We start from the raw sequence: 13,373 nt of genomic DNA, 5'->3' as shown, positions 1-13,373 counted from the left end.
AAATGGGACTCTTCTTTGAGATTCTTAGCTCGCTCAACAATCCTCACCAGCAAGGTAGTGTTTCTCAGTTAGAATACTTTCTCAACACTGTAAACCAGTTGTCAGCGAATCGCGGAGTTAATCCTTCTCAAATGCAAAAAGTAATGTCAACTTTAGGCAGTTTACTCCGCCCAGTACTAAAACAACAATCACTAGCAGGTGGCGGTTTTGAAAGTCGCATGAATCACGTTATTGGTGCTAATGGTAATGTAGCGACGTTGCCATCTTTAATCCCGCCTCAAGTGCAGCAACAAATGGTTGAAAAAATTGCTCAAACAAGTGAATTAAGCACAACTCAAATTGAAACAGCTTTACCTATACTAATTTCAGGGGTCATCAGTTTGCTGAATATGGGAGCAAGTAAACCAGGAATTCAAGGTGGGGAAAATCAAATTTTGAATGCGTTTTTAAATGCAGAAAAAGATAGTGATGTAGACCTTGGCGAAGTGATGAAATTTGCCTCTCGATTATTACATCCTTATCAAGCAGCTTAACTCAAATCTTGCTCCACAAAGGAGGTAGAACCTCCAAGATCTCGTGACCAGGTTGAACCTGGTCACGAGAAATTACCCACCCTGTAGAGACGTTATCTTGCTCCACAAAGGAGGTAGAACCTCCAAGATCTCGTGACCAGGTTGAACCTGGTCACGAGAAACCTGGTCACGAGAAATTACCCACCCTGTAGAGACGTTATCTTGCTCCACAAAGGAGGTAGAACCTCCAAGATCTCGTGACCAGGTTGAACCTGGTCACGAGAAATTACCCACCCTGTAGAGACGTTATATATAACGTCTCTACAGGGTCGTAGAAAAAAGTCCTCTGCCTGACCTGCCTGAAACTTATTTCTGCCAACCTTTTTCGGCTTGTGCTAATACGTAAGCGGCTACATTTTCGATTTCTTGTTGAGTTAAACGGTCTTTGTAAGCTGACATATTGGCTTTACCGTTGGTGACAATGGATGCGATCGCTTCCACATCAGCATAACCATTTTTTTGCAAAGCTTTTAACTTTAAGTTTTTTCCTCTGCGAATTATGTTACCGCCATTAACATGACAACCTACACAATTAACTTCAAACACTTTTTTGCCATTTTCTAAATCAGCTGCCCAAGCTTGGGGTACAATGCTCAAAAACAGTAGGCAACATATTATTAAATATAGCCCGCTTTTCTGAATCCAACTTAGCCAATTTTTTGCTTTCATTTTAAATCTGTTTCTTCTGAACTTCAATCCTAATTTACCCTCAAGCTTCTTTAACCCAAATTGCTAAACCGCCACCTCTTCCCCGCGCCGCAATGTAATTTTCATTAATGGCGAAGAATGCAAAGAAAGGTAAATCTCTGATATGCTTTTGGTCAAATTCTTGGTTTTTCTTTTGTCCACCACGAAAGTTGCCACTATAAACAGTAAAACCTAAGAAGCCTACTTGAATTTGGGTAAAGTCAAAAGCTAAAAGGTTTTTTTTGCCCAAATACTTGGCTGGCCCGTTAAACTTAAATGAGATCGTGCCAACGTGCAATTGATTGCCAATTTTTAGCTGATTTGGATTGAGGTTAGCATCTGCTTCGCTTGGAGAAAAGGAAATTTGAGCTTTGATAAACCTGGGTAAATAAAAGCCATTCCCCATTTTAATTCCCGATCGCTGACTTGATTTTTTCGGTGAGACAACAAAATGCAGTCGCCAGGAACCTATTAAAGTTTCTAAAGGATAATTTATTCGTTGTTGTTTGGTAAGTTTTTCGGCTTCTAATAAAGCTTGAACGACCTCTGCTGCTTTGGGGCGATCGCTTTTTTGCTCCCAAGCTGCTGCTTTAGTTAAAGTCTCTAAAAAATCCGGTGAGGTAGGCGATATTAGATTAGTTGACATAAGACGAATAGATTAACCATAACCATCAATACTATAGCTTAAATAATACTAATACTCGACTGTTTGAGAGCGGGAAAGCAAAATAAATTCAGGACTTACGCAACAAACAAATTAAAAAAGGTACGTTGTTGCGCTTCAGCGCTGTTATTAGCGCTGAAGCGCAACAACGTAGTGATTACAGGGTGATATTGAACAAGCTCTGCTAAAGTAATTTGATTTGACAGCAAATGTAACAAATAATTAATCTACAGTTTAATCTATCTTTAGCGCGATCGCAAATTCGTTACTAAGGCTTAAATTATCTGTAAGTCTATTTAAAAAGGTTAAAAGCTTCTGCCTTCAACCAGGAAATTGCTATGTATGAAATGGTTCAAGCTGTCTTAAACAGTGAGCAAAGAACAGATTTGCAAAAAGTAGTGGACGCTTTAAGCACTTCGGGAAAACATTATTTCCTGAGAAATGAGATTTTACAAACTTTTGCCGATTACTGTCAGCAAGCAGAAAAGCCTGCTTACTTTTACCATTCTTCATCTTTAGGGCAGTTAATCAACTACACTCATGAAATAATTTTAGAAAATGGCAGTATTTGGTTTTTAGTTCGACCGAGAATTGCTAGTCAACAAGTTTGGCGAATCGCCGCAGATTTAAGCAGTTGGGAACAAGAAGAGCCAAAAGTTTTGTTGGATGTGCGCGATCGCTTAGTGAACAGCTATCAACCCCGAATTTTAGAACTTGACTTTGCTCCCTTTTATGAAAATTCTCCACTAGTTAGTGATGCCAGAAATATTGGTCAAGGTTTAGCAGTTTTACATCGATATTTACATAATCAAATAGCAACTAACCCTACTTATTGGCTAGAAACTTTGTGGGAAATTCTGCAAAGACATCAATATGATAATATCCCTTTACTAATCAACGCGCAAATTAAATCAGGAACCGAATTATTAGAACAAGTCAAACAAGCTTTAAAGTTAATTAGTGAAAGACCATCTGACGAACCTTACGAAAAATTTAATACCCAATTACAAGCACTGGGTTTTGAACCAGGTTGGGGAAATACTGCATCCCGTGTACGTGAAACTTTCGCCCTTTTACAACGCTTAATTGACACCCCAGACCCAGCTATTTTAGAAGCATTTGTCGCTCGAATTCCTGCCGTTTTTCGAGTAGTATTAATCTCGATTCACGGTTGGGTAGGTCAAGAAGAAGTATTAGGAAGACCAGAAACCGCAGGTCAAGTTGTTTATGTACTTAACCAAGCGAGAAATTTAGAAAACCGACTCACAGAAGAGATTAAACAGGCGGGTTTGGAATGTTTAGGAATTAAACCACAAGTAATTATTTTAACTAGACTAATTCCTAATTGCGAAGGGACAAAATGTAACTTACGTTTAGAACAAATTAACGGAACCGGAAATGCTTGGATCTTGCGCGTTCCTTTCCGGGAGTTTAACCCCAAGGTTACGCAAAACTGGATTAGAAAGTTTGAAATTTGGCCTTATTTAGAAACTTTTGCGTTGGATGCAGAACAAGAGTTATTGAAAGAAATGGGAGGTAAACCAAATTTAATTATCGGTAATTACAGCGATGGTAATTTAGTGGCTTTCTTGTTAGCAAGTCGTTTAGATGTTACTCAATGCAATATTGCTCATTCTTTAGAAAAACCCAAGTATTTGTTTAGTAACTTGTACTGGCAAGATTTAGAAGAAGAGTACCATTTTTCAGCACAGTTTACAGCAGATCTAATTAGCATGAATGCTGCTGATTTTATTATTACTTCTTCCTTTCAAGAAATTGTTGGCACACCGGATACTATAGGGCAGTATGAGTCTTACAGTTGTTTTACCATGCCACATTTATATCATGTGGTAAATGGAGTTAATTTGTTTAGTCCCAAATTTAACGTAGTAGTTCCGGGAGTTGATGAAACTTTCTTTTTTCCCTACAATCAGACCGAGAATCGCTCAAGTGAAATCAGTAAAAAGATTCGAGAATTACTTTTTACCAGTGAAGATCCGCAAGTTTTGGGACATTTAGAAAACCCAGATAAACGACCCATTTTCGCTTTAGCACCAATTAATTCCATTAAGAATTTAGCGGGGTTAGCTGAGTGTTTTGGCATGAGTAAAGAGTTGCAAGAACGTTGTAATTTAATATTAGTGACTAGCAAGTTGCATAGTTATGAAGCTAATAACCCGGAAGAAGCTAGAGAAATAGAAAGATTACATGAAATTATTCAACAATATCAACTTCATGGTTGTATTCGTTGGTTAGGAATGCGTTTACCAAATGCGGAGTTGGGAGAAGTTTATAGATCGATCGCAGATGTTCAAGGAATCTTTGTTCATTTTGCTCGGTTTGAAGCCTTTGGAATGACGATTTTAGAAGCCATGATTTCTGGTTTACCAACTTTTGCCACCCAGTTTGGCGGTGCGCTAGAAATTATTCAAGATGGCGAAAGTGGATTCTTAATCAATCCTACAGATTTACCGGGAACTGCGGAAAAAATTATTGATTTTCTCGACCGTTGTAAAGAAAATCCTCAATACTGGGAACAAGTATCTGAAAAAGCGATTCAGAGAGTGCGTCATGAATTTAACTGGCAATTGCATACTACCAAAGTTTTGTCGATCGCCAAAATTTCCCAATTTTGGAACTACATTTCCCGCAATAGCAAAGGATCTCTACTGCGCTATTTAGAAGCGCTATTCTACTTAATTTACAAACCTAGAGCAGAAATTATCCTGGAGCAGCATCAAAAACACTGATCTCGGAAAATGAAGTCAGGAATTTATGACAGGGAAACCTTGAGATCTAGGGGTTCATTGTAGATTTTAGATAGAGGATGCTACTAAGGTATGAAGTTGTTTTTCCAGCCAATATTTAAAATCAGAATAATTCAAGAATTCTCTGGGGTGTCAAGTTGAAATTGCCCATCTAAAATCGAAAATTAATAGTTCCATAAACTAATACGAGAACCGATGGATAGACCGCGACAAACTCAATCATTAATTTACACTGACTGGACTTTAACCGAAAACCAGTTTGAGCCCGAACAGTTACATTCTAGAGAGACTGTTTTTACTATTGGCAATGGTTATTTAGGTACTAGGGGTAGTTTTGAGGAAGGCTATCCACGCTCATCACCATCAACATTAATTCATGGTGTTTATGATGATGTTCCGATCGTCTATACGGAACTAGCTAACTGTCCAGATTGGTTGCCATTTTTAGTGATTGTGGATGGCGATCGTTTTCGCTTAGATCAAGGACAAATCCTCAGCTATCAGCGACAATTAGATTTACGTCGTGGTATCCTCGCTCGTCGAGTACGTTGGCGCAGTCCTAGTAACAAAACTGTTGACCTTTATTGGGAACGTTTCGCTAGTTTAGCAGAGCAAAATGTTCTAGCATTGCGTTTTGAAATTACGCCTTTAGACTCACAAGTAACTGTAGAAATTCAGGCTAGCATTAACGGCTACCCAGAAAATCAAGGTTATAATCACTGGGAATTACTTAATCAAGGAAAAATTGACCAAGGAACTTGGTTAAACGCTCGGACTCGCGCTTCCCGAATTGAATTAGCCATAGCATTTAAAATGGCAATTTCGGGAATAGATGCCGCATTACAAGTTACAAATGCTCCCGGTTATCCAACAATTAGCTCGACTTTTATAGCCAGTCCCGGAACCAATATCAAAGTAGAAAAACTGGTGACAATTTTCACGTCACGGGAAACAGAAACACCTGTTGAATCAGCACAAACAAAAGTTACTCAATTACCTAATTACGCAACATTATTAAATGCAAACGAAGAGGCTTGGCGAGAAGTTTGGCATCAAAGCGATATTGCGATCGAGGGAGATACAAAAGCACAATTAGCTGTACGTTACAACTTATTCCAACTGCTAATTAGTGCGCCTCGTTATGATGATAAAGTGAGTATTCCTGCCAAAACTCTTTCCGGTTTTGGATATCGCGGTCACGTTTTTTGGGACACAGAAATATTTATTTTGCCTTTCTTTACTTTTACCCAACCAAAGATTGCGCGTAACTTATTAACCTATCGTTATTACACTTTAAATGGAGCCAGACGTAAAGCAGCACATTATGGATATAAAGGAGCAATGTATGCTTGGGAAAGTGCTGATACTGGGGATGAAGTAACGCCGCGTTGGGCACTTCCTAATCAACCTTATGGTGAAGAAATTAGAATTTGGTGCCGGGATAGGGAAATTCACATTAGCGCTGATGTAGCTTATGCAGTTTGGTATTACTGGAAAGCGACTGGCGATGATGAATGGATGCGAGATTATGGAGCGGAAATTATTCTCGATACTGCTATTTTTTGGATGAGTCGAGTTGAGTGGAATACCAAACATGAGCGCTACGAAATTCGAGAAGTAATTGGTGCTGATGAGTATCACGAGCACGTCAGCAACAATATTTTTACTAATCGTATGGCGCAATGGCATTTAGAAAAAGCGCTGATGGTTTATGATTGGTTAAATAGCAGTTTTCCAGAACGCTTTGCCCAATTGAAAGATAAATTAAAGCTGACTGCGGAAAGGCGATCGCGTTGGCAAGATATCGCTACAAATCTCTGGATTCTCTACGACGATTCCAGTGCATTGATTGAACAATTTGAAGGATTTTTCCAGTTAGAAGATATCAATTTAGAGGATTATGAACCTCGGAATAAATCAATACAAGCAATTTTGGGTATTGAAGGAGGAAATAGGCGACAAGTCTTGAAGCAACCAGATGTTTTAATGCTGCTTTACTTGATGCGCCAATCAAAAGAAATTCCTTACAATCAAGAATCCTTGCAGCAAAATTGGGATTACTACGCACCTCGCACAGATATAACTTACGGTTCATCTTTAGGCCCAGCAATTCATGCAATTTTAGCTTCAGATTTAGGCAAAAATGAAGAAGCTTATGAGCGATTTATGCAGGCAGCTTTAGTAGATTTAGAAGATGTCCGAGGTAATGCTAATGATGGCATTCATGGTGCTAGTGCTGGAGGCATTTGGCAAGCTGTAGTTTTAGGTTTTGGTGGGGTTCAATTTGCCGAAAATGGCCCCGTAGCACAACCACAATTACCCCCTGGTTGGAACCGCTTAAAATTTAAGTTACATTGGCAAGGTAATTGGCAAGAATTCGATCTTGTTTCTCCCAATAGTGCCTCAGTTACTAGGAAAAAAACTCCTAATATTCAAGGTGTAATATTTGATTTAGATGGAGTTCTTACTGATACCGCAGAATTTCATTACCGTGCTTGGCAAAGATTAGCGGATGAAGAAGGATTACCTTTTAATCGAGAAGCAAATGAAGCATTAAGAGGTATATCACGGCGAGAGTCGCTGTTATTAATTGCCGGAGATCACCCATTTTCGGAAGAGAAATTACTGGAAATGATGGAGCGAAAAAACGGTTATTATGTAGAATCGATCGAGAATATTTCCCCTGCTGATTTACTGCCGGGAGCCTTAAATTTATTAGATGAATTGAAGCAAGCGGGTATTAAAATAGCCATTGGTTCAGCTAGTAAAAATGCCCGTCCTGTTGTAGAAAAATTGGGAATTGCTAATCGTGTAGATGCGATCGCAGATGGCTACAGTGTCCAAACCCCAAAACCCGCACCTGACTTGTTTTTACACGCCGCCAAACTAATAGGAATTCCCCCAGAAAATTGTTTAGTTGTCGAAGATGCAGCCGCAGGTATTGAAGCAGCTTTAGCCGCTAGAATGTGGGCTGTAGGACTTGGCCCTTCTGAACGAGTAAAAGATGCTCATGTCGTGCTTCCCAATCTAGCAGGAGTTAGTTGGGCAGACCTGAAAACTAAACTTAATGGCGTGATTCCTGGATAAGGGTACGTTGTTGCGCTTTAGCGCTCTTATCTGAGCGTGAAAACTCTCGTCGGGCTCTCCTGCCCACTCCACAAGAAAGTTGTAACTCTTGTGGGGTGGGCAGGAGAGCCCGCCCCATGCTTAGATAACTATTATCACTTTATTTATTTACACTTACTTATGTAAAAGTTGTAATAACGCCAAATCTACATAATTAGTTGTTATCTCTGGAATATTTCCTGCTAAAAATTCGCATGATAAATCCAGTTCGCCTAAATGATTTACTACCAAACAAGCTGCACTAAAATCTTGATTTTTAGTATAATCATTAACCGTAACAATAGTTCTTAACCCCGCGCCAACAGACGCTTGTAAACCATGATGTGAATCTTCAAAAACTAGACATTCATTAGCTGTTAATCCCATTTTTTCCAATACATAATTATAGATATCGGGTGCGGGTTTTTTCGCTGGAACAATATCGCCAGCAGCTATAATTTCAAACCAATCAGGATCGAGAGTTTGTTCTAACAAAGCAGTTGCATTTGGTAAAGCACTAGTAGTGGCAATAGCTAAACGTAAACCTTGCTCTTTTGCTTCTTTAATTAACCGTTTTACTCCAGGTCTTAGGGGAATTGCCGCAGCTTTGAGCAATTCTTGGTAATGTTTCGTTTTCAGTTTATGCAAAGTTGCCAAAAATTCTGACCATTCCGATGGAGGCTGAAAATTTGGATGATGTTGCTTTAAATAGTATTGAATCCTTTCTTTTCCACCTGCAACAGTTAATAATTCGCCATATAATGTTTCTGACCAATGCCAATCAAAACCTTGTTCAGCAAAAGCTTGATTGAATGCAATTCGATGACCATCTCGTTCTGTATCAGCTAAAGTACCATCTACATCAAAAATTAAAGCTTGTAATTTTGTCATGTTTGATTTTGGCTAAGTTTGGCTAGGTTTTGCGATCGCTCCAACATTTAAAAATTTACAAGGTTATGGTCATTGATGGCAAGTGTACAAGCTACTTTAGTCATCTTCGTATTCAGCCCAAGAATTAGGAGTCTCCGATACAACTACTTTTAATTGCACATCTTCCGGCAATTTCTCCTTAGTTCGTTCATAAATAAACTTAGCAATCATTTCTGCCGTAGTTGCGTAATCTTCTGGCATTACTTCATTTAAAATACCATGATCTAATCCACCTTTAGTAACATCTTTTTTCGCCCAACGTAAAGTGCGAAAATCAGCTACCATCACCGGATGAGGACAAAATTCCGATGAATGAAGTTTTGATGATGTAGCTTCAACTCGCACTTTATAAGTGTGTCCGTGCATCCGACCGCAAGGGCCATCATAATCTTTGATATAATGGGCACTATCAAAGGTAAATTCCGTTACAAGTTTCCATTTTGGCACTTTGTTCTCCTTGTTTATAGCCAAAGTTACAATAAGATTTTAAAGGGAAAAATTGCGATCGTGTCTAAAACTATTAAAATGATTATCACAACCTTCTCTATTTCCTTCGCGTTCTTTGCGGTTGATTAAAAAAGTATGACTCTTTCTGAAGAATTGTGGCAAACCAATCAAGAATTAGCACAAGCTTGTTTAGTCCATCCATTTGTGCAGGGAATTGCCACAGGTACATTACCGAAAAATCGATTTGCTTATTATGTAGGACAGGATGCTTTTTTCTTAGAAGCTTTTGCCAGAGCTTATAGTATAGCCGCAGTGCGATCGCCTAATTGGGAAAGCTTCCTAATTTTTCATAACTTAGCTGATGGGGTTCTCGAAGAACTAAAATTACATCAGAATTATGCTACACAATGGGGAGTAAATTTGCAAAAAGTTTTTCCTTCTTTAGCTACTCGTCGTTACACAGATTTCTTATTAGCTACTGCTTGGAATAATGCCGCAGGTTTAACAGCTGTAGCAATGCTTCCTTGTATGCGATTGTATGCTTTTTTAGGGCAAGAATTAGCCAAAAATGGTATTCCTGAACATCAGTATAGTGAATGGATTAGCACTTATAGTTCTACGGAATTTGTACCGCTAGCAACAGCATTAGAAACTTTAGTCGATCGCTACGTCGAAACTCAAGAAACAGCAGAACCAATCTATCATTATGCCATGTTATGTGAATATGAATTTTTTCAATCAGCATGGGAGTATTCTGAATAAAATTAATTCCTATAAAGCAAAAGTTTTAAGCACAATGCGATCGCGTCCCTGGAATTTAGCTTCATAAAGTCCCAAATCCGCCGTTATAATTAATTCTTGATATGAAGATTCCAAAGTAGGTATAGTCACAGCTACACCTAAGCTTAAAGTGACATATTTACTAGTTTTAGATTCTGCATGAACAATCTGCAATGCTGCTACATAAGCGCGGATTTGTTCTGCTACAGTTAATGCGCCTTCAGCGTTAGTATTAGGCAGAACTATGGCAAATTCTTCGCCACCATAACGTGCTACTAAATCCGCTGGACGTTTAACTGCACGCTTAATCGCATCAGCAACTTGCTGCAAGCATGAATCTCCAGGTAAATGACCATAAGTATCATTGTAAAGTTTGAAATAATCAATATCACATAAAATTAAAGCTATGGGATTTTGCTCTCTAATCATGCGTCGCCATTCCCTTTCTAAATATTCATCAAAGTGACGGCGATTTGCTACTTTAGTTAACCCATCTAAACAAGCTAATCGCTTTAATTCAGCGTTAGCTATTTCCATTTGTTCTACTAATAAAGCTTGTTGAATAGCAACACCTAATTGAGTGGCTAATTGTTGCAGTAAACTAATTTCTGAGGGTTGCCAGTGGCGCACTTCTCTACAGTGATGAGCAATTAATAATCCCCACAAATTTTCTCCTGCCATTAGTGGCACTACTAATTTAGCTGTGACTGCTAATTCTTGCAAAAATTCCACTAAACAAGGTGCTATTTGCGCTGAATTGCGATCGCTCATCGCATAAACTCTACCTTGGGAATAAAGTTGATGATATTCTTCAGGAAACACTTCTACAGGAAAAGTTCTGCCTAAGATTGATTCACAATCAGAAACTACTGCTTCTGTTACTACACAACCTGTTCCGTCTGACCAAATGCGGTAAACTAAAACTCGATCGCTATTAAGTAATTCTCTAACTTCTCTGACTGTCGTATTTAAAATTTCTTCTAAATTTAAAGATTGGTGAATTCTTTGGGTAATAGTTACTAATAGTTTCTCTCTTTCTATTTGTTGACGTAAACTTAATTCTGCTTGGACGCGATCGCTAATATCCTGTGCCAAACAAGTAACACCCATATAGTTACCATCCTCGGCAATCAAAGGTGTGTTATACCATTCACAAGTAATAATTCTGCCATCTTTAGTAATATTTTTATTAGTAGAGCGGTTTCCCCCTTTTTGCTCAAGTAAGTCATGCCAAACTTCACTTACTAAAGCTTGCTCATTTTCTGGTACAAGTATCCAACCAGGATATCCAATTATTTCACTTTTTTTATAACCAAAAATCTTTTCTGCTGCCGGATTCCATTCGACAATTGTAAAATTTAAGTTGTATTCAATTACAGCTATAGGAGTATTCTGCACATGGAGAGAAAGTTTTTGTTCTGATTGTTCTAAAGCTCTTTCTGTTAGTTTTTGCTCGGTAATATCGCGAGTTACAGCTAATATAGTTTCCACTTCTCCTTGCTCAGAAAATTCCGGCACTATTCTGGCGTGATAGTACCTCATTCCTGCCGGAGTATTGTAATTAAATTCCATCTCTGCTTCTTTACCTATAGCAAATACATCCTCCATACATTTGTCCCAATAATTTACTAATTCCCTTGGCATCCCTAATTCTCGATTAGTTTTGCCAATAAAAATTTCAGGAGACATTCCCGTTACTTTTTGCGCCGCAGCATTAATGTAGAGATGGCGTAATTGGCGATCGAATCTAGTAATAATATCTGGAGCATTTTCGATCAATTCCTTTAATTCCTGTTGATATTGACGCAGTGCTATTTCCGCTTGCCGACGCTGAGTAATATCCATCCCATAACTGATAATTCCCGTGATTAAACCCTGGCTATTTTTCACTAATGAAAGAGATAAATGTACATCTACTTCTTCCCCAGATTTTTTGCGTAATTTTTGTTCTATTTCATAATTTCCCTTGGCTAAAACTGGGATAAATAGCTCTTCTTGGACAATTTTCTCAGATTTATTCGGATAAAATATTGATATATGCTGGCCCAACGCTTCCGCAGCTAAGTAACCATAAAGTCTTTGAGCACCTTGATTCCAAGTAGTAATATATCCACTTAAATTCATGGAAATTACAGCATCATGGATCTGATTGATAATCTGTGCTTGCTGTAGTAACGAAGCTTCCGATTTTTTTTTCTCTGTAATATCACGAATAATTGCTATTACTTCCTTCTCGCTACTCAGAATCATTCTACACTCACGGCAATACCAATTACCATTAATGGGAATTTTATACTCCCAAGTTTGCATCTCGTTTGTAGCTAGAGTTCTTTCTATATTAATTCTGAATTGTTCCCCTAACTGGGTTGGTAATATTTCATATATATTACTACCTACTTTCATTTGGGATAACAGTGGCATTGAGCTATTTTTTCCGGTTTTACATTCTAAAATTGTCCCATCTTGATTAAGAGAAATTACTAAGTCTGGGATGGCATCTAACAAAGCCTTAATTTTTTCTTCCCTGTGCCTAAGCTCTTCTTCAATTTGTTTATTTTCACTAATATCTGTCCAAGTTCCTACATACCCTAAAATTTTACCATCGCTATCCTTTTCTGTTACTATTTGCCCTAATACCCAAATAATTTTTCTGTCTCTTCGCTGTAAACGAAACTGTAATTTAAAGGAGGTATTTTTACGCCTAGCTAGGTTAAATCCTTGGAAAAATCGCTCTCTATCATCAGGATGAATAGCTTTTATCCAGTCTTTTTGTAATGCTTCTTCCAGGCTAATACCTGCTATTTCACACCATCTTTGATTGGCATATAAAAAATTTCCTTCTATGTCAATGCGAAATATCCCCACTGGTGAGAATTTAGTCAGCGTGTAATAGCGATACTCACTTTCTTGTAAGGCTAATTCTGCTATTTTGCGCTCAGTAATATCAAAAATTGCCCCGTCTAAATATTCAACTTCTCCTAAATGAGAAAGAATCGCCTGTCCTTTTTCATAAACCCATTTAATACTATCATCTGCATGAATAATTCGATATTCTAAAATATAGGGTTTGCCATGAGTAATACTTTCGTACATACTTTGTTCTATAATTTCTCTATCCCCAGGATGAATAATACTAGCAAAACTTCTAATTTGATTATCTATAAAATCAAGAGCGGCATAGCCAGAAATATCTGCGATCGCATCACTAATAAATTTGATCGTCCAATCCCGATCGTATAGCCGCCGATAAATTGCTCCTGGTATATTATTAATCAGACTTTCTACTGACAATTTGCGCTCTTTATTTACTGATTCTGCTATTTTTCGCTCATTGATTCTCTTGACAAAGGTCATTTCTCTAACCTCAAATTAATTACCTAAAAATAGCTTATTAATTTTATGTCTTTTTTAATACTCGGT

At 38.1% G+C, this 13,373-nt stretch carries 9 protein-coding genes; 4 read left to right on the top strand and 5 right to left on the bottom strand.

Going from position 1 to position 13,373, the window contains the following annotated elements; all coding sequences use genetic code 11:
• Positions 1 to 2 precede the first annotated feature (2 nt).
• Positions 3 to 533 carry a hypothetical protein gene (locus tag ACE1CI_RS07185; protein WP_413268396.1) on the top strand — a complete coding sequence of 177 codons (531 nt, stop codon included), beginning with the start codon at positions 3 to 5 and terminating at the stop codon, positions 531 to 533.
• Between the two features lie 345 nt (positions 534 to 878).
• On the opposite strand, the gene petJ is transcribed toward ACE1CI_RS07185, so the two are convergent.
• Both petJ and ACE1CI_RS07175 read right to left on the bottom strand, forming a co-directional pair.
• Positions 879 to 1,241 (bottom strand): cytochrome c6 PetJ, encoded by a 363-nt coding sequence (gene petJ, locus ACE1CI_RS07180; RefSeq protein WP_413268397.1) that lies wholly within the window; start codon positions 1,239 to 1,241, stop codon positions 879 to 881.
• 40 nt (positions 1,242 to 1,281) lie between these two features.
• Positions 1,282 to 1,905: a hypothetical protein gene (locus ACE1CI_RS07175; protein ID WP_413268398.1), complete on the bottom strand. Its 624-nt coding sequence runs from the start codon at positions 1,903 to 1,905 to the stop codon at positions 1,282 to 1,284.
• Positions 1,906 to 2,261: 356 nt separating this feature from the next.
• On the opposite strand from ACE1CI_RS07175, the gene ACE1CI_RS07170 reads away from it, so the two are divergent.
• Together ACE1CI_RS07170 and pgmB are read left to right on the top strand one after the other, a co-directional pair.
• Positions 2,262 to 4,673: a sucrose synthase gene (locus tag ACE1CI_RS07170; RefSeq protein WP_413261680.1), complete on the top strand. Its 2,412-nt coding sequence runs from the start codon at positions 2,262 to 2,264 to the stop codon at positions 4,671 to 4,673.
• 213 nt (positions 4,674 to 4,886) lie between these two features.
• Complete coding sequence (pgmB, locus tag ACE1CI_RS07165) at positions 4,887 to 7,778, top strand: beta-phosphoglucomutase (RefSeq protein WP_413261681.1); 2,892 nt, start codon at positions 4,887 to 4,889, stop codon at positions 7,776 to 7,778.
• A gap of 153 nt (positions 7,779 to 7,931) precedes the next feature.
• Here pgmB and ACE1CI_RS07160 read toward each other — a convergent pair whose 3' ends face one another.
• Positions 7,932 to 8,687 carry an HAD family hydrolase gene (locus tag ACE1CI_RS07160; RefSeq protein WP_413261682.1) on the bottom strand — a complete coding sequence of 252 codons (756 nt, stop codon included), beginning with the start codon at positions 8,685 to 8,687 and terminating at the stop codon, positions 7,932 to 7,934.
• Positions 8,688 to 8,783: 96 nt separating this feature from the next.
• Complete coding sequence (locus ACE1CI_RS07155) at positions 8,784 to 9,173, bottom strand: 6-pyruvoyl trahydropterin synthase family protein (protein WP_413261683.1); 390 nt, start codon at positions 9,171 to 9,173, stop codon at positions 8,784 to 8,786.
• 135 nt (positions 9,174 to 9,308) lie between these two features.
• Between ACE1CI_RS07155 and ACE1CI_RS07150 the strand changes: the two genes are divergently transcribed.
• Entirely contained in the window at positions 9,309 to 9,935 is a 627-nt protein-coding gene (locus ACE1CI_RS07150; protein WP_496615296.1) for a thiaminase II/PqqC family protein, read from the top strand.
• Positions 9,936 to 9,944: 9 nt separating this feature from the next.
• On the opposite strand, the gene ACE1CI_RS07145 is transcribed toward ACE1CI_RS07150, so the two are convergent.
• A complete protein-coding gene (locus tag ACE1CI_RS07145) occupies positions 9,945 to 13,307 on the bottom strand; it encodes a PAS domain S-box protein (RefSeq protein WP_413261685.1) in 3,363 nt (1,120 codons plus the stop codon).
• Positions 13,308 to 13,373 lie beyond the last annotated feature (66 nt).

The organism is Floridaenema flaviceps BLCC-F50, assembly GCF_041929275.2.
Taxonomy (GTDB): Bacteria; Cyanobacteriota; Cyanobacteriia; order Cyanobacteriales; family Aerosakkonemataceae; genus Floridanema; species Floridanema flaviceps.
The sequence above is the reverse complement of the archived record's forward strand: the minus strand, read 5'-3'. Positions and strand labels throughout refer to the sequence as shown.

Bases quoted from the DNA above. Each gene is read 5' to 3' on its own strand.
- pgmB (WP_413261681.1), top strand. From the start codon at position 4,887: ATGGATAGACCGCGACAAACTCAATCATTAATTTACACTGACTGGACT.
- petJ (WP_413268397.1), bottom strand. From the start codon at position 1,241: ATGAAAGCAAAAAATTGGCTAAGTTGGATTCAGAAAAGCGGGCTATAT.
- ACE1CI_RS07145 (WP_413261685.1), bottom strand. From the start codon at position 13,307: ATGACCTTTGTCAAGAGAATCAATGAGCGAAAAATAGCAGAATCAGTA.
- ACE1CI_RS07185 (WP_413268396.1), top strand. From the start codon at position 3: ATGGGACTCTTCTTTGAGATTCTTAGCTCGCTCAACAATCCTCACCAG.
- ACE1CI_RS07175 (WP_413268398.1), bottom strand. From the start codon at position 1,905: ATGTCAACTAATCTAATATCGCCTACCTCACCGGATTTTTTAGAGACT.
- ACE1CI_RS07150 (WP_496615296.1), top strand. From the start codon at position 9,309: ATGACTCTTTCTGAAGAATTGTGGCAAACCAATCAAGAATTAGCACAA.
- ACE1CI_RS07160 (WP_413261682.1), bottom strand. From the start codon at position 8,687: ATGACAAAATTACAAGCTTTAATTTTTGATGTAGATGGTACTTTAGCT.
- ACE1CI_RS07170 (WP_413261680.1), top strand. From the start codon at position 2,262: ATGTATGAAATGGTTCAAGCTGTCTTAAACAGTGAGCAAAGAACAGAT.